We start from the raw sequence: 17,307 nt of genomic DNA on the forward strand, positions 1-17,307 counted from the left end.
GTTACAGGCTATTGAAAACGCGGTTTTCTTGTTCCTGAACCCGGATAAACGTCGTACGTTTGGTCAGCTCTTTCAGACGAGAGGCACCGACGTAGGTACAGGCTGAACGCAGACCGCCGAGAATATCACGCGCGGTGTTCTCCACCGGGCCACGCAGCGGCAGCTTGACGGTTTTCCCTTCCGCCGCGCGATACTGCGCAACGCCGCCGACATGACGAGTCATGGCGGATTCAGAGCTCATACCGTAGAACAGCATGAATTTTTCGCCGTTTTCTTCAACGACTTTACCACCGCTCTCTTCGTGACCGGCCAGCATACCGCCAAGCATCACGAAATCAGCGCCGCCACCGAATGCTTTCGCCACATCACCAGGCATGGTACAACCGCCATCGCTGACAATCATCCCGCCCAGACCGTGCGCCGCATCAGCACATTCGATCACCGCAGACAGTTGCGGGTAACCAACACCGGTTTTTACACGGGTGGTGCAGACAGAACCCGGACCAATCCCGACTTTAACGATATCCGCGCCAGACAGAACCAGTTCCTCACACATTTCACCCGTGACCACGTTACCGGCGCAGATGGTTTTGGTCGGCCAGGCTTCACGCGCTTTCGATACGAACTGAACAAAGTGTTCGGAGTAGCCGTTTGCGACATCGATGCAAACAAAGTTCAGTGCCGGATTCAGCGCCAGAATCTGTTGGGTCTTTGCGAAATCCGCATCGGAGGTACCGGTAGAGACCATGACGTGCTTGAGCACATCGGCTGACGCCGTGCCCACAAAGGCCGCCCAGTCTTCAACGGTGTAATGCTTATGAACGGCAGTCAGCACATCGAAAGAGGCAAGAGCCGTTGCCATCGCAAACGTCCCGACGGTATCCATGTTTGCAGCAATAATAGGTACGCCGGACCAGGTCTGACCTGAATGTTTAAAGGTGAATTGACGTTCCAGCTCGACATCGGAACGACTTTTAAGGGTAGAACGCTTAGGGCGGATAAGAACGTCTTTAAAACCTAACTTCAGATCTTCTTCAATACGCATGTGCGGATTCCTGGGGTTAAGGGCTATTAGTATGAGAGCGCAACTCCAGTGACGCTATCATACGCACTAATCAATGCCGCGCAAGACTGCGAAATTCTCTTTTTTTACGCTACAATCCCATAAATTTACCTGGCGAATGGCGGGCACGCCCTGAGTCATCATCGCCAGTGCACGTTCAACTTTCAACCAATTGATTATCATAATGAATTCCCGGGAACCGAGCTTATGAGGTATACAGTAGCCTTAACTGGCGGCATTGGCAGTGGTAAAAGCACCGTTGCAAATGCCTTTGCTGACCTCGGAATTCAGATAATTGACGCAGATATTATTGCCCGCCAGGTGGTCGAACCGGGCAAGCCTGCGCTGGATGCGATTGCGGCACATTTTGGCCCTGAACTGATTGCCGCAGACGGCACGCTGCATCGTCGGCGGCTTCGCGAACGGATTTTTGCTGATCCGCAAGAGAAGGCCTGGCTCAGTGCCTTGCTTCATCCGCTCATCCAGCAGGAGACCCGACGTCAGTTGCAACAGGCGACGTCTGCTTATGTGCTGTGGGTGGTGCCATTACTGGTTGAAAACGGCCTTTATCGCCAGGCAAATCGCGTGCTCGTGGTCGATGTCACCCCCGAGACGCAGCTTTCCCGGACCATGCAGCGCGACGACGTTACGCGCGCACACGTTGAACAGATTCTCGCTGCCCAGGCGACGCGTGAAGCGCGCCTTGCCGTGGCAGACGATGTTATTGATAATAATGGCGCACCAGACTCCATCATGTCGGATGTCGCCCGCCTGCACGCACGTTATCTCCAGCTTGCGTCGCAGTTTGTCTCACAGGAAAAACCGTAATGCACACCCAGGTCCTTTTTGAACACCCTCTCAATGAGAAGATGCGCACGTGGTTGCGCATTGAGTTTTTGATTCAACAACTCTCTGCACGCTTACCGATTGCAGAGAGTTCAGATGCCCTGCACTTCTTTCGCAATGCCGGAGATTTGTTGGACGTATTCGAACGTGGTGAAGTGCGTACAGAATTACTGAAAGAGCTTGAGCGCCAGCAGCGTAAACTTCAGGCATGGACAGAAGTCCCGGGCGTCGACCAGAGCCGTATTGATGCTCTGCGCCAGCAGCTAAAAATGGCCGGCAGTATTTTAATTTCCGCCCCGCGGATGGGACAATTTTTGCGTGAGGATCGGCTGATTGCCCTGGTCCGCCAGCGTCTGAGTATTCCTGGCGGTTGTTGCAGCTTTGATTTACCGACGTTGCATATCTGGCTGCATATGCCGCAGGCACAGCGCGATGCACAGGTCGATAGCTGGCTTGCCAGTCTGAACCCGCTGAATCAGGCGCTGACTCTGATCCTCGATTTAATTCGCAACTCGGCACCGTTTCGTAAGCAAACCAGCCTGAACGGTTTTTATCAGGACAACGGGGACGACGCGGATTTACTGCGCCTGCAGTTGCCGTTGGGTTTACAGCTTTATCCGCAAATTTCCGGCCACAAGAGCCGTTTTGCGATCCGTTTTATGCCGCTCGATAGCGACAATGGCGTGGTACCTGAGCGCCTCGATTTCGAACTGGCCTGCTGTTAAGGAGTTAAGATGTCTGAGACGATCACCGTTAATTGCCCCACCTGCGGCAAAACGGTTGTATGGGGTGAAGTCAGTCCATTCCGCCCGTTTTGTTCCAAACGTTGTCAGTTGATCGATTTAGGTGAATGGGCCGCTGAAGAGAAACGTATTGCCAGTCGCGGCGATCTTTCCGACAGCGACGACTGGAGCGAAACGAAAGAGTAAACAGAGACGGAGTGGGGGATCAATATGCCCCCACCGCGCGTTACCGGATGACGGCGTCGCCTCATCCGGCCTACAGATTGTGTTTTAACTTCGCAATCACGGGCTCATTCGCCGGAGGGAAATCCTCCGCCTGCAGCGTCCCGGCGACCATCCATTTTCCAGGTTGCCCCTCTTTCCCCCACGGCTCGCCTTTCCAGCTTTCAACCAGCCAGAACCACAGCGTGATATGCCTGTCCGGAAACTGATACTCCAGCTTCTCGAAAAGCCTGGCATCTACCGGCGTAATGCCCACCTCTTCCTGTAGCTCGCGGCTCAGTGCCTGCTCCGGCGTCTCTCCGGCCTCAATCTTTCCGCCAGGAAATTCCAGTTTGTTCGCCATGTGCGCATCGGCCGCACGCTGGGTGATAAAGATTTCGTTATACGGATTACGAATAATCCCGACCGCGATGTTCAGTTTTTTCATATTGTCGTATCCATAAAAAAGGCGCAGTTTCCTGCGCCTTCAGACATCGTTATTATGCAGACCTTAACTCAGACGGCCGTGGCACTGTTTGTATTTTTTACCAGAACCACACGGGCATGGATCGTTACGACCCACTTTACGCTCGCCCGTTTGCGCCGCCAGATCGGCCGCCGCGGCGCTGTCGTCATCCTGATGGCTGAGTTGTTGCATCTGTGCTAAGCGCTCAGCTTCTTCACGACGCTGCTGCTCCATGGCTTCAACTTCTTCCGGCATGCGAACCTGAACTTTGCTCAGCGTACTGATCACTTCGTATTTCAGTGATTCCAGCATAGAGGCAAACATCGAGAAGGATTCACGCTTATATTCCTGCTTCGGATCTTTCTGCGCATAGCCACGCAGATGGATACCCTGACGCAGGTAATCCATCGCCGCCAGGTGCTCTTTCCACAGGGAGTCGAGCGTTTGCAGCATGACCCCTTTTTCGAAGTGACGCATCATCTCTGCGCCAACCACTTCTTCTTTGCGCTGATACACTTCGATGGCCTGCGCCAGAATACGCTCACGCAGCGTCTCTTCATGCAGCTCCGGCTCTTTATCCAGCCATTCTGCAATCGGCATCTCCAGATCGAAGTCATTTTTCAGGCGTTCCTGCAGACCCGGGATATCCCACATTTCTTCCAGAGACTGCGGCGGAATGTAGGCATCAATGGTCGTTTTGAACACGTCTTCACGAATGCTGTTGATGGTTTCGCTAACGTCGCTCACATCCAGCAGTTCGTTACGCTGGGTATAGATCGCGCGACGCTGATCGTTGGCGACATCATCGTATTCCAGCAGTTGCTTACGAATATCGAAGTTGCGGCTTTCCACTTTACGCTGCGCGTTAGCAATCGCTTTGGTGACCCACGGGTGCTCAATAGCTTCGCCCGGTTTCATCCCCAGTTTACGCATCATCCCGGACACGCGGTCAGAGGCAAAAATACGCATCAACGCATCTTCCATTGACAGGTAGAAACGCGAAGAACCCGCATCCCCCTGACGACCGGAACGACCGCGCAGCTGGTTATCGATACGACGGGATTCATGACGCTCAGTACCGATGATGTGCAGACCACCGGACGCCAGCACCGCTTCGTGGCGAACCTGCCAGTCGGCTTTAATCTGTGCAATCTGCTCTGGCGTTGGGTTTTCCAGCGCGGCCACTTCGGCCTGCCAGCTACCGCCCAGCACAATATCGGTACCACGACCGGCCATGTTGGTGGCGATGGTCACCGCCGCCGGATAGCCCGCCTGCGCGACGATAGCCGCTTCGTTAGCGTGGAATTTGGCGTTCAGAACGTTGTGTTTGATACCCGCTTTGGTCAGTTCGTTAGAAACCACTTCGGATTTCTCAATGGAGATAGTCCCCACCAGTACCGGCTGACCATTGGCGGTACGCTCTTTAATATCTTCAATAATGGCCTGAATTTTTTCCGCTTCGGTCATGTAGACCAGATCCGGCATATCCTTACGGATCATCGGACGGTTGGTCGGCACCACCACGGTATCCAGTTTGTAGATTGAGCTAAATTCGAACGCTTCGGTATCTGCCGTACCGGTCATACCGGCCAGTTTTTCATACAGACGGAAGTAGTTCTGGAAGGTGATCGAGGCCAGCGTCTGGTTCTCGTTCTGGATATCCACACCCTCTTTCGCTTCAACAGCCTGGTGCAGACCATCAGACCAGCGACGGCCCTGCATGGTACGACCGGTGTGTTCGTCAACGATGATGACTTCGCCGTCTTTTACGATGTAGTCAACGTCGCGGGTGAACAGCGCGTGCGCGCGCAGCGCAGCGGTCACGTGGTGCATCAGCATGATGTTGCCCGGAGAGTACAAAGACTCACCTTCATCCATAATGCCTTCTTTCACCAGCAGTTCTTCAATCAGTACCAGACCACGTTCGGTCAGGTTAACCTGGCGCGCCTTTTCATCCACAGAAAAGTGACCTTCACCCTGGAAACTGTCGGAGTCTTCTTTCTCCTGGCGAACCAGATGCGGGATGATTTTGTTCACTTTCTTGTACATTTCCGAGCTATCTTCAGCCGGTCCGGAAATGATCAGCGGCGTACGCGCTTCATCGATCAGGATGGAGTCGACCTCATCCACCAGCGCATAGTGCAGTTTACGCTGTACGCGCTCTTCAGGGCTGAACGCCATGTTGTCACGCAGATAGTCAAAGCCATATTCGTTGTTGGTACCGTAAGTAATGTCCGCAGCGTAGGCTTCGCGCTTGGCTGGCGCAGGCATACCCGGCAGGTTGATACCGACGGTCATACCGAGGAATTCAAACAGCGGACGGTTGTTTTCGGCGTCACGTTGTGCCAGATAGTCGTTCACGGTAACCACGTGAACGCCTTTGCCACTCAGCGCGTTCAGATAAGCGGGCAGCGTTGCAGTCAGGGTTTTACCTTCACCGGTACGCATTTCCGCGATGCAGCGATCGTTAAGGACCATCCCACCGAGCAACTGAACGTCGAAGTGACGCATGCCGAACACGCGCTTACTGGCTTCACGTACGACAGCAAACGCTTCCGGGATCAGACTCTCCACGCTTTCGCCTTTTTCCAGACGCGCACGGAATTCACCGGTTTTCGCTTTCAGTTCGTCATCGGAGAGTTTTTCCATCTCCGGTTCCATGGCATTGATCACTGCAACCGCTTTACGCATACGACGTAACGTACGATCGTTACGGCTACCGAATACTTTCGTTAATAATTTGATTAGCATATTGAAATCTCAAACGCCCCGCGATGTGGGGTCATAATAATGTATTGAAGTTTATTGGTTTTTTTTAGCTGAGGCGTTGAGGGCCGGCGCGGATCCCCTGCGCCTGACTGATCCAGGCGGGCACGGTGAATACGGCCTGAGGCGTAAAATGGGCATACGTTACGCGCGACGCGCTTGCCGGGGGCGTACCTTCCTGCGTCAGCATCGCGCTGAGCGTGTTCAGTAAGGCTAAATGCTGCGCCTGAAGCGGTAACGGTTCTTCAGCAACGGGCAACGCCTGCGGCGCCATTGCGAAGGAAAGATGACGAATGACCGTACGAATAGCATGCTGATGCCAGTAATCGACGGTGAAATTGGGGCGACGATTGCTCGCTTCCAGCAGCGCCAGTTGGCTGAAATTAACTTTAACGCGTTGTTCGTGGCTACTGGCTGTCGCCTTTGCCGGCGTAGTCGGCTCAACGGCATTTCCGAGCGCGGGCAAGCCGAAACTCGCCGCGACCATCCCTAATAAGAGATGCGGCCAGAAGTAGCGTCTACCTAACTGTCGCCAGCGCGTCAGTATTCCACTCACGTTATTGCCATCCCAATCGTGTTATTCAAAACGTTTTTGCGCACAAATCTTATCATTAATGCGCAGGCACTACAGCAGTATTGATGAGAAGTTGCAGGTAAAAGTGCTTAAGAAAGCAGCGTTCGCACGGCATCGCGATTCAGTACGCGAAAGCACACAACCGAAAGGCGTTTTTGACAACAGGCAGGGCAGAAAAATGCCAAAAAAAACGACTGGCTTACCTGGCCGGAGAGAGTGCCAGATTAACCAGTCGAATTTATGCGACAACCTGTGTCGTTATGCCAGTACGGTCGAAGGCGCTTTGAAAGCCAGCGGCAGTTCTGCGTCGTCCTGGAAGGTCACATATTCCCAGGCTTCCTGTTTTGCCAGGACAGCCTGCAGCAATTTGTTATTCAGTGCATGACCGGATTTGTACGCGGTAAATGCACCGATAATGTTGTGACCACACATGAACAGGTCGCCAATGGCGTCAAGCATTTTGTGACGAACGAATTCATCTTCAAAACGCAGGCCGTCTTCGTTCAGTACGCGATAATCGTCAACAACGATGGCACAATCGAAGCTACCGCCCAGGCACAGGCCACGGGACTGCAGATATTCGATATCACGCATGAAACCGAAAGTACGCGCGCGGCTGATCTGGCGCATGAACGCATCAGCAGAGAAATTCATCGCATAGCGCTGAGTGCTGGAGTCGATCGCCGGATGGTTAAAGTCGATGGTGAAATCCAACGTAAAACCATTGTACGGTTTGAACTCGGCCCACTTGTCGCCATCTTCGACCCGAACGGTCTCTTTGATGCGAACAAATTTCTTGGCACTGTTCAGTTCTTCAATACCGGCATCAAGCAGCAGGTAGACGAACGGAGCAGCACTGCCATCCATGATCGGGATTTCCGGAGCATCGACTTCGATAACAATGTTATCGATACCCAGACCCGCCAGAGCAGCGTTAAGGTGCTCAACGGTTGAAATCCGTACATCATGCTCATTAACCAGACACGTACAGAGCATGGTATCACGCACAGATTTGGCATCGGCCGGGAAATCTACCGGTGGATTCAAGTCGGTGCGACGATAGATGACCCCGGTGTTGGCCGGCGCAGGGCGTAATGTCAGGGTGACTTTCTTGCCGGTATGTAAACCGACGCCAGTCGCCTGAACGATACGTTTAAGTGTCCTTTGTTTGATCATCGTATAATCTCGCCAAATTACCTATCCAACCGAAGTGTACTATACATTCGGTGGGCCAGTTTAGCACAAAGAGCCTCGAATCCCAAATTCCAGCCTATTCTTAATCGGCTTGCTTACGCAGGAACGCAGGGATATCCAGATAATCCGGCTCTTTCGCGGTTTGCGGCGTATTGTCGTTCACCACTTTCGCGACCGGTTTCTGCTCTTGCGTCAACGGCGCCATGCCATGCTGCTGGTAACGATCCATCACCGGTTGCTGCACCTGTTTGTTGGTGACCAGGGTGATTTCAGGACGCTTGTCCATACCGATACCGGTAGCAACAACGGTCACGCGCAGCTCGTCGTTCATATCCGGGTCCAGAGAGGTACCGATCACCACGGTCGCGTTATCCGATGCAAAGGCACGGATGGTGTTACCCACGGTTTCGAACTCATCCAGACGCAGGTCGAAGCCCGCAGTGATGTTGACCAGTACGCCACGCGCGCCGGACAGATCGATATCTTCCAGCAGCGGAGAAGAGATCGCCATTTCAGCGGCTTCTTCTGCACGGTCTTCACCGCTTGCCACGCCAGAACCCATCATCGCGTAGCCCATTTCGGACATCACGGTGCGCACGTCAGCAAAGTCGACGTTCATCAGGCCCGGACGGGTAATCAGTTCCGCGATGCCCTGAACTGCGCCTTTCAGCACGTCGTTCGCCGCGCCAAACGCGTCGAGCAGGGAGATACCACGTCCCAGGACTTTCAGCAGTTTGTCGTTCGGGATGGTGATCAGCGAGTCCACATGTTTGGACAGCTCAGTGATCCCCTGCTCCGCGAAAGCCATACGCTTTTTGCCTTCAAAATTGAAAGGCTTGGTCACGACCGCAACGGTCAGGATCCCTAAATCTTTCGCCACTTCAGCAACCACTGGCGCTGCACCGGTACCGGTACCGCCGCCCATGCCAGCTGCGATAAACACCATGTCTGCACCGTCAAGCGCTGCACGCAGAGCTTCACGATCTTCGTCTGCTGCATTGCGACCGACTTCCGGGTTCGCACCCGCACCCAGACCTTTGGTAATACCGCTACCGATCTGAATAGTCTGGCCAACCGCCGTCTTTCGCAACGCCTGAGCGTCGGTATTTACCGCGAAGAATTCAACACCCTCAATGCGCTCGCGCACCATGTGTTCAACGGCGTTACCGCCGCCGCCACCGACGCCGATGACTTTAATCACCGCGTCGTTGGTCAGTTCCATAGGTTCAAACATAGTTTCTCTCTCCGTTGTGCCTGTCGCCTGAGGCCGTAATTTTCGCCGGCCTCATAAAAAATTAAAACTCTTTTCGCAGCCAGCTATTAAGACGTTTAATCCAAGAGCCAACTGAAGCCGTAACACGCTTCTCTACTTCAGCTTCACCACTTAAATGGGACTCTTTCCCGTAGTGAAGCAGCCCCACCGCCGTTGAGTAATACGGCTCCTGAGCGTAATCCGTCAGACCGGTAATATTCAGCGGCGCACCGATACGCACTTGCGTATGGAACACGCGCTGGGCACAGGCGGCAAGCCCTTCAATTTGCGCCGCGCCACCGGTCAGTACAATCCCCGCCGCCAGATGATGTTTCACACCCTGCTGGCGAAGCTGTTCCTGTAATTGCAATATCTCTTCGTTGACCAGGTTGAGCAGTTCGGTATAACGCGGCTCAATCACCTCTGCCAGCGTCTGTCGTTGCAGACTGCGCGGCGGACGCCCGCCCACGCTTGGCACTTCAACGCTTTCGTCTTTCCCGACGATGGATCCCAGCGCACAGCCGTGACGAACTTTAATCGCTTCGGCGTCGCTCGGCGGCGTACCGAAGGCATACGCAATGTCGCTGGTGACCACATTCCCTGCATAAGGGATCACTTTGGTGTGGCGCAAAGCCCCGCCAGTATAAACGGCGATGTCCATTGTACCACCACCAATATCGACGACGCAGACGCCCAGTTCGCGTTCATCTTCCGTCAATACGGAATAACTGGCCGCCAGTCCGGCGAATATCAGTTGGTCAACTTTCAGGCCACAACGTTCCACGGCTTTAACAATGTTCTTCGCCATATCGTTGTGGCAGGTGATCAAATGCACTTTAGCCTGCATACGCACACCGGAAAGACCGACCGGGTTTTTAATCCCTTCCTGATAGTCAATCGCATATTCCTGCGGGATGACGTGCAACACACGGTGCTCATCGCGAACGCGCACAGACTTCGCGGTATGCACGACGTTTTCCACGTCTTCCTGCGTCACTTCTTCTTCCGAAATCGGCACCATGCCAATTTCATTCTGACAGCTAATGTGTTTGCCCGAAAGCGCCAGATAGACCGAGGAGATTTGGCAATCTGCCATCAGTTCTGCCTGGTCAATGGCGCGCTGTACGCATTTCACCACGGATTCGAGGTCGTTAACCCCGCCTTTATCCATCCCCCGTGACGGGCAACTGCCCACGCCAATGATATTGACCATACCGTCGGGCAGAACTTCCCCTACTAAAGCGGCGACCTTCGCGGTGCCAATCTCCAGTCCAACTACCAGTTTTCTGTCCGTCGCCTTGATCATTGTTGTTCTGCCTGTACCTGATTCTGTTGCTGATTAGATTCCTCAGGAGGCAAGGGAACCCACCCTACTGCCGCTCCTGAGTCATAACGCAAATCAACGTAGCTAATCCGTTTGCCATCGGTTTGCGCCTGCTGCTGTAAAACCGGATACAGTTCTACAAAGCGAGCCAAACGTTTCATCGTGTCGCCCCTGCCAAGATTGAGCTTAATATCGTTATTAAGCGTCAACTGCCAGGAACGACGAGCGGTCATTGCCGCTTCCTTCAGGGTAAACCGGTCCTTCGCCAGCACCTGCGACATGTCACGATACCCCTGCAACACTTCACTCGCGCTGCCTTCCGGGCCAGATAACATGGGTAAAACCTGCTTGCTGGTGCGATCGGCCGGCACGCTGAAGGCATTTCCTTCGGCGTCTACCATATGCTGATCATTCCAACGCGCAATCGGCACATATTCAACCAGATGAATCTTCAATTCATCGGGCCATTGCTTTCTGACGCTGGCCTGCTTGATCCACGGCAAGCGTTCAATCTGACTCTGGATGATATTCACGTCCTGGGTCATGAAGGTGCCAGGCGCGCCCAGTGCCAGAATCGACTGGCGAATATCATCATTCTTCGTGTAATGGCGCTCACCGGTTAACACCAGCTTTGACAGTGGCAAACGCTGCGCATCTTCCATCCACCCTAACACCACCCAGCCGCTGACCAGCACGGTACACAGCACCGTCAGCAGGAAGAAAATACCTGCAAGACGTGTTCCATTATTGCGACGTGAGGAAGAAACCTCTTCATCACTGTTTCGCGTGTTCAGCGCAGCCTGCGACATATCAGTCCGCCAACTCCAGAATTCGTACCACCAACTGCGAGAAACTCATCCCCGCCTGACGCGCCGCCATCGGCACCAGGCTGTGGCTGGTCATACCCGGAGAGGTATTCGCTTCCAGCAGATAAAACTGGCCATCGTTATCCAGCATGACGTCAATGCGCCCCCAGCCTTTACAGCCCAGGGTTGTCCATGCTTTCAGCACGACTGCCTGCAAAATAGCCTCTTGTTCGCTTTCCAGACCCGCAGGGCAGAAATACTGTGTTTCATCAGACAGATACTTCGCCTCATAATCATAGAAGGTTCCGGCGGGTTGGATACGAATTGCGGGTAAAATTTCTTCACCCAGTATCGCTACCGTAAATTCCGGACCGCTGAGCCATTTCTCGATCAGAACTTCTTCATCATGCTGAAATGCCAGCGTTAATGCATCCTGTAAAGCGTCATATTCTGACACTTTTGACATTCCCACGCTGGACCCTTCACGGCTGGGCTTCACAATCAGCGGTAAACCCAGCGCAGAAATTTGCGTAACCTGTTCTTCGTCAAGACCTTTTTCAAACTGAGATCGCGTCAGCGCGACCCATGGCGCGACGGGTAATCTCGCCCCCTGCCACAGCAACTTGCTGCGCAGTTTATCCATTGAGATCGCCGATGCCATTACGCCGCTGCCGGTATAAGGCAAGCCAACCAGCTCCAGCAGTCCCTGTAAGGTTCCGTCTTCCCCGCCGCGACCATGCAGGGCGATAAAGACTTTCTGAAAGCCCATCGACTTCAGCAGCGTAACGTCGACCTCTTTCGGATCGACCGGATGCGCATCCACGCCGCCTTCACGTAATCCGGCCAGCACTGCCGCGCCGGAATTCAGCGACACATCACGTTCAGCAGAGGTACCGCCCAGCAGGACCGCGATTTTATCAGCCATGTTGCTCGTCCTCCTGAATTTGCGGCTTCAGTTTGATTTCAGCTAAGGAACGCGCGATTTTGCCGATATTTCCCGCACCCTGTACCAGAATCAAATCATTGCCGGTTAATACCGGCGCCAGCATTTCTGCGACCTGCGCGGGATCGGAAACCAGAATCGGGTCGATTTTACCGCGACCACGAATAGTGCGGCACAGCGAACGGCTGTCCGCTCCTGGAATCGGCGCTTCACCCGCCGCATAGACATCCAGCATCAGCAACGCATCAACCTGGGTCAGCACGTTGGCAAAGTCGTCATACAGATCACGCGTACGCGTGAAACGGTGCGGCTGAAACAGCATCACCAGATTTTTGTCCGGCCAGCCCGCCCGCGCCGCTTTAATGGTCGCATCCACTTCCGTCGGGTGATGTCCGTAATCATCCACCAGCATTGCCGTACCGGCTTTACCGTTAACCGGCTCGAGCGGGTATTCACCGAGGAAGTCGAAGCGGCGCCCGGTACCCTGGAAGCTTTCCAGCGCGCGCAGGATCGCTTCGTCTGCAATACCTTCTTCCGTCGCAACCGCCACGGCCGCCGCCGCGTTCAGGGCGTTATGGCGACCTGGCGCATTCAGCGTGACGCGCAGGTCTTGCATCCCCTGGCGCAACAGAGTGAAGTGGCCTTGCGGCCCCACCTGCTGATAATCTTGCACACGAACGTCAGCGTCATCGCTAAAGCCGTAAGTGGTCGTCTGACGGCCCACGCGCGGCAGTAGCTCGCGGATCACCGGGTCATCAACACACATCACCGCACGACCATAAAACGGCAGGTTATGCAGGAAGTTAATAAACGTCTGCTTTAAATTCTCGAAATCGCCATGGTAGGTATCCATGTGGTCGGCTTCGATGTTGGTGACAATCGCCACCATCGGCTGCAGATGGAGGAACGACGCGTCGCTCTCATCCGCTTCCGCAATTAAGTAACGGCTATGACCCAGACGCGCATGCACGCCCGCCGCTTTCACCAGACCGCCGTTAACGAAGGTCGGGTCCAGTCCCGCTTCCGCGTAAATACTGGAGACCATCGCGGTGGTAGTCGTTTTACCGTGTGTCCCGGCAATCGCGATGCCGTGACGAAAACGCATCAGCTCCGCCAGCATCTCCGCGCGACGGATCACCGGGATGCGCGCTTCATGCGCCGCCACAATTTCCGGGTTATCGGCCGAGATGGCGCTGGAGACCACAACTACGCTCGCATCACGCACGTTTTCCGGGCGATGGTTGAAATAAATCGTTGCTCCCAGGTTCGTCAACTGCTGCGTCACCGGGTTTGGCGCTAAATCGGAACCACTGATCTGATACCCTTCATTGGCCAGAACTTCGGCAATACCGCCCATACCGGCACCACCGATGCCGACAAAGTGAATGTGCCGAACGCGACGCATTTCGGGCACGATGGAACGCAGTTTTGCCAGTTGTTGTGTATTCATTCTTTACGCCATTCACTTCTCAATTCATGCGATGCAAAAGGCACCGCTACAATTACGCCCGGGCAGCCCGGCTCACTTCATTTGCGACACGCTCGGTGGCATCCGGAATGGATGCAGCGCGGGCACGTTCTGCCATGGTTAACAAACTTTCTCGCGACCACCCGGACAGGGTGCTGGCGACGGCATCCACAGTAAACTGCGGCTGCTCGAGAATTTTGGCTGCGCCCGCTTTTTCCAGCGGCAGCGCATTCCAGTACTGCTGTCGATCTTTATGTTGAAACGGCACAAACAGCGCAGGCAAACCGGCGGCGGCAATTTCACTGACCGTCAATGCACCAGAACGACAGACCACCACATCGGCCCACGCGTAGGCGGCCGCCATGTCATCAATAAATTCCGTCACCTTATGCTGCGGTTGTCCCGCATCGGCATAGGCCTGTTCTACGGTCTGCTGCGCGCCTTTCCCACTCTGATGCCAGATAGTCACCGCATCACCCAGTCTGCCGGCAACCTGGGGCAGGGTTTGATTCAGCACGCGAGCGCCCTGCGATCCCCCGATCACCAGCACACGAATCGGACCTTCGCGCCCGGCCAGACGATCCTGCGGCAGCGGCAGCGCCAGCACGTCGGTACGTACCGGGTTCCCGACCACTTCCGCATTCGGAAACGCACCAGGAAACGCCTGCATGACCTTCGTAGCAATTCTCGCCAGCCATTTATTCGTTAACCCGGCGATACCATTTTGCTCGTGCAGCACGACCGGAATGCCCAGTGACCACGCGGCCAGACCGCCGGGACCGGAAACATACCCGCCCATCCCCAGCACTACATCGGGTTTAAAACTTTTCATGATTGCGCGTGCCTGACGCCATGCGTTGAAAATACGCAACGGAGCGACCAACAGTGCTTTCACGCCTTTTCCGCGCAATCCGGAGATACGGATGAAGTCAATATCGATGCCATGCTTAGGGACTAAATCCGCTTCCATACGGTCTGCGGTACCCAGCCAGCGAACTTCCCAGCCCTGGGACATTAAATGGTGCGCGACCGCCAGTCCCGGGAACACGTGTCCGCCGGTACCGCCCGCCATCACCATTAACCGCTTCGCTTGACCACTCATCGTGAACCTCGTGTAAACGCCTGTGCTTTTTCCAGGCGCGTTTCATAATCAATTCGCAACAAAAACATGATGGCCGTCGACATAATCAGCAAACTCGAGCCACCGTAACTGATGAGCGGCAGCGTCAGACCTTTGGTTGGCAGCATGCCTGCCGCCGCGCCGACGTTCACCAGTGCCTGAAAACTAAACCAAATACCGATGGAACAGGCCAAAAATCCGGAAAAACGGTGGTCGATCTCCAGCGCTTTGCGGCCAATCGACATCGCGCGAAAAGCGACGAAGAATACCATTAAAAGCGCCAATACCACACCGATATAACCCAGTTCTTCCCCAATGATGGCGAAGATAAAGTCGGTATGCGCTTCCGGCAAATACTCCAGTTTCTGTACCGAGTTGCCCAGTCCCTGTCCCCACATCTCACCGCGACCGAACGCCATCAGTGACTGGGTAAGCTGGTATCCGCTACCAAACGGATCTTCCCATGGGTTCCAGAACGAGGTTACGCGGCGAATACGATACGGTTCGGCGAGAATCAGCAGCACGACCGCTGAAATCCCCATGCCGATGATGGCAATGAACTGCCACAACTTCGCCCCGGCCAGAAACAGCATCGCCAGTGTGGTCACGAACAGCACCACCACCGTACCGAGGTCCGGCTGCGCCAGCAGCAGGATCGCCAGTACCAGAATCACGCCCATCGGCTTCAGGAAGCCGCGCAGGTTATTACGAACTTCGTCAACCTTGCGCACCAGGTAGTTCGCCAGATAGCAGAACAGCGACAGCTTGGTAAATTCCGCGGGCTGAATACGCAGCGGACCTAATGCGATCCAACGCGATGCCCCGTTCACCGAACTGCCCACTACCAGCACGATCAACAGCATAATGATCGAGGCGATCAGCATCGTCGTGCTGTACTTCTGCCAGAACTCCATAGGCAGACGCAGCGTGATCATCGCCAGACAAAATGCCAGAAAAATATAGAGCGCATCACGCTTGGCAAACAGGAACGGATCGCCCGCCAGACGTTGACCTACCGGCATGGATGCCGACGTCACCATGATAAAACCGATCGCCGCGAGGCCTAACGTCAGCCACAGCAGCACGCGATCGTACATGATCAGACTGTCGGAATCCTTATCCCGCGAGCCCATCACCCAGCCTTTAAGCGCCGCAAAGATCCATCCCAGGATTCCAAGTCCCGGCAGGCGCGGCAGTCTCAGGCGAGGGAGAGATAAACGCATCAACCCAACTCCTTCGCCAGACGGGTGAAGACATCGCCCCGTTGTTCAAAATTCTTAAACTGATCGAGGCTGGCGCAGGCCGGAGACAACAGCACCATATCGCCCGCCTGCAGACGCGGCGCCAGCAGACGCATCGCCTCTTCCATCGTGTCGGTTTGTTCCGCAATTTCCGGACGCAGCGCCGCCAGTTGCGCGCCATCGCGACCGAAACAGTACAAACGCACGCGATCGCCTTCCAGATAACGACTCAGCGAAGAGAAGTCCGCCGATTTACCATCGCCGCCCAGCAGCAGATGCAGCGTACCGTCAACATGCAGGCCATTCAGCGCCGCTTCGGTGCTGCCGACGTTGGTCGCTTTCGAGTCGTTAATCCAGCGCACGCCGTTATGGTTCAGCGCTAACTGGAAGCGATGCGCCAGTCCGGTGAACGTCGTCAGCGCTTTCAGGCTGCTGGCGCGCGGTAAACCTGCCGCATCCGCCAGCGCCAGCGCCGCCAGGGCGTTGGTGTAGTTATGCTGGCCGGAAAGCTTCATCTCTTTCACGTTCAGCACTTTTTCCCCCTTCACCCGCAGCCAGGTTTCGCCCTGCTGACGGTTAAGGTGGTAATCGCCCATGTTGACGCCAAAGCTCACACAGCGCTCGTCGGCGCCACGAATCGGCATCGTCAACGCATCATCAGCATTGACCACACAGACTTTCGCATTCTCGTAAACGCGCAGTTTTGCCGCGCGATACTGTTGTAAACCAAACGGATACCGATCCATGTGATCTTCGGTCACGTTCAGAATGGTGGCCGCAGCCGCCTGCAGGCTGAACGTGGTTTCCAGCTGGAAGCTGGAGAGTTCAAGTACATACAATTCGCGTTCTGCATCCAGCAGCATCAAGGCGGGCAGGCCAATGTTGCCGCCAACGCCGACGTTCACTCCTGCCGCTTTCGCCATTTCACCCACCAGCGTCGTGACGGTGCTTTTCCCGTTCGAACCGGTGATCGCCACAATCGGTGCCTGCGCTTCACGGCAGAACAACTCGATATCGCCAACAATCTCAACGCCCGCATCAGCCGCTGCGCTCAGTGACGGATGCGCAAGGGCGATACCAGGGCTTGCCACAATCAGATCCGCCGCCAACAACCAGTCATCGTTCAGACTGCCGACATGACGCTCTACTGCCTCCGGTAACTTATCCAGTCCCGGTGGTGTCGCACGGGTATCCATCACGCGAGGGGTCACGCCACGAGCGAGGAAAAAGTCCACGCAAGAGAGTCCGGTTAATCCCAGACCGATAATGACGACGTTTTTACCCTGGTAATCAGCCATGA

The 17,307-nt window shown here is 54.9% G+C and carries 17 protein-coding genes; 3 read left to right on the plus strand and 14 right to left on the minus strand.

Annotated elements, in window-relative coordinates; all coding sequences use genetic code 11:
• Position 1 precedes the first annotated feature (1 nt).
• Together WM46_RS14315 and WM46_RS26640 are read right to left on the minus strand one after the other, a co-directional pair.
• A complete protein-coding gene (locus WM46_RS14315) occupies positions 2 to 1,045 on the minus strand; it encodes a GMP reductase (protein ID WP_102602610.1) in 1,044 nt (347 codons plus the stop codon).
• Between the two features lie 66 nt (positions 1,046 to 1,111).
• Positions 1,112 to 1,246 (minus strand): hypothetical protein, encoded by a 135-nt coding sequence (locus tag WM46_RS26640; protein WP_262360394.1) that lies wholly within the window; start codon positions 1,244 to 1,246, stop codon positions 1,112 to 1,114.
• Positions 1,247 to 1,270: 24 nt separating this feature from the next.
• On the opposite strand from WM46_RS26640, the gene coaE reads away from it, so the two are divergent.
• From coaE to yacG, 3 genes are read left to right on the plus strand one after another with little or no spacing between them, the layout of a single operon-like run.
• Positions 1,271 to 1,891, plus strand: a complete 621-nt coding sequence (gene coaE, locus WM46_RS14320) for a dephospho-CoA kinase (RefSeq protein WP_061076432.1) — start codon at positions 1,271 to 1,273, stop codon at positions 1,889 to 1,891.
• On the plus strand, positions 1,891 to 2,634 hold the full coding sequence (zapD, locus tag WM46_RS14325) for a cell division protein ZapD (RefSeq protein WP_102602611.1): 744 nt from the start codon (positions 1,891 to 1,893) through the stop codon (positions 2,632 to 2,634). The genes coaE and zapD overlap by 1 nt, the downstream gene beginning before the upstream one ends.
• A 9-nt stretch (positions 2,635 to 2,643) precedes the next feature.
• A complete protein-coding gene (gene yacG / locus WM46_RS14330; RefSeq protein WP_061076430.1) occupies positions 2,644 to 2,838 on the plus strand; it encodes a DNA gyrase inhibitor YacG in 195 nt (64 codons plus the stop codon).
• A 70-nt stretch (positions 2,839 to 2,908) separates the two neighbouring features.
• On the opposite strand, the gene mutT is transcribed toward yacG, so the two are convergent.
• From mutT to murD, 12 genes are all read right to left on the minus strand, one after another.
• Positions 2,909 to 3,301, minus strand: a complete 393-nt coding sequence (mutT, locus tag WM46_RS14335) for an 8-oxo-dGTP diphosphatase MutT (protein WP_102602612.1) — start codon at positions 3,299 to 3,301, stop codon at positions 2,909 to 2,911.
• A 63-nt stretch (positions 3,302 to 3,364) separates the two neighbouring features.
• Positions 3,365 to 6,070, minus strand: a complete 2,706-nt coding sequence (secA, locus tag WM46_RS14340) for a preprotein translocase subunit SecA (protein ID WP_061076428.1) — start codon at positions 6,068 to 6,070, stop codon at positions 3,365 to 3,367.
• A gap of 64 nt (positions 6,071 to 6,134) precedes the next feature.
• Positions 6,135 to 6,641 (minus strand): secA translation cis-regulator SecM, encoded by a 507-nt coding sequence (gene secM, locus WM46_RS14345; RefSeq protein ID WP_102602613.1) that lies wholly within the window; start codon positions 6,639 to 6,641, stop codon positions 6,135 to 6,137.
• A gap of 276 nt (positions 6,642 to 6,917) precedes the next feature.
• On the minus strand, positions 6,918 to 7,835 hold the full coding sequence (gene lpxC, locus WM46_RS14350; RefSeq protein ID WP_061076426.1) for a UDP-3-O-acyl-N-acetylglucosamine deacetylase: 918 nt from the start codon (positions 7,833 to 7,835) through the stop codon (positions 6,918 to 6,920).
• Between the two features lie 100 nt (positions 7,836 to 7,935).
• Positions 7,936 to 9,087: a cell division protein FtsZ gene (ftsZ, locus tag WM46_RS14355; protein ID WP_004857884.1), complete on the minus strand. Its 1,152-nt coding sequence runs from the start codon at positions 9,085 to 9,087 to the stop codon at positions 7,936 to 7,938.
• Between the two features lie 61 nt (positions 9,088 to 9,148).
• Entirely contained in the window at positions 9,149 to 10,411 is a 1,263-nt protein-coding gene (ftsA, locus tag WM46_RS14360; RefSeq protein ID WP_003018755.1) for a cell division protein FtsA, read from the minus strand.
• Positions 10,408 to 11,238, minus strand: coding sequence for a cell division protein FtsQ (gene ftsQ, locus WM46_RS14365; protein ID WP_042997932.1), 831 nt, complete (start codon positions 11,236 to 11,238; stop codon positions 10,408 to 10,410). The genes ftsA and ftsQ overlap by 4 nt, the downstream gene beginning before the upstream one ends.
• A 1-nt stretch (position 11,239) precedes the next feature.
• Positions 11,240 to 12,160, minus strand: a complete 921-nt coding sequence (locus WM46_RS14370; RefSeq protein ID WP_102602614.1) for a D-alanine--D-alanine ligase — start codon at positions 12,158 to 12,160, stop codon at positions 11,240 to 11,242.
• Complete coding sequence (gene murC / locus WM46_RS14375; protein ID WP_061076424.1) at positions 12,153 to 13,628, minus strand: UDP-N-acetylmuramate--L-alanine ligase; 1,476 nt, start codon at positions 13,626 to 13,628, stop codon at positions 12,153 to 12,155. The genes WM46_RS14370 and murC overlap by 8 nt, the downstream gene beginning before the upstream one ends.
• 52 nt (positions 13,629 to 13,680) lie before the next feature.
• Positions 13,681 to 14,748: an undecaprenyldiphospho-muramoylpentapeptide beta-N-acetylglucosaminyltransferase gene (murG, locus tag WM46_RS14380; protein WP_102602615.1), complete on the minus strand. Its 1,068-nt coding sequence runs from the start codon at positions 14,746 to 14,748 to the stop codon at positions 13,681 to 13,683.
• A complete protein-coding gene (ftsW, locus tag WM46_RS14385; protein WP_061076422.1) occupies positions 14,745 to 15,989 on the minus strand; it encodes a cell division protein FtsW in 1,245 nt (414 codons plus the stop codon). Before ftsW ends, murG begins: the two co-directional genes overlap by 4 nt.
• Positions 15,989 to 17,305: a UDP-N-acetylmuramoyl-L-alanine--D-glutamate ligase gene (gene murD, locus WM46_RS14390; RefSeq protein WP_102602616.1), complete on the minus strand. Its 1,317-nt coding sequence runs from the start codon at positions 17,303 to 17,305 to the stop codon at positions 15,989 to 15,991. The genes ftsW and murD overlap by 1 nt, the downstream gene beginning before the upstream one ends.
• Between the last annotated feature and the right edge of the window lie 2 nt (positions 17,306 to 17,307).

Origin of the sequence: Citrobacter freundii complex sp. CFNIH2 (assembly GCF_002880615.1) — a bacterium.
In the GTDB taxonomy this organism is placed as follows: Bacteria; Pseudomonadota; Gammaproteobacteria; order Enterobacterales; family Enterobacteriaceae; genus Citrobacter_A; species Citrobacter_A amalonaticus_F.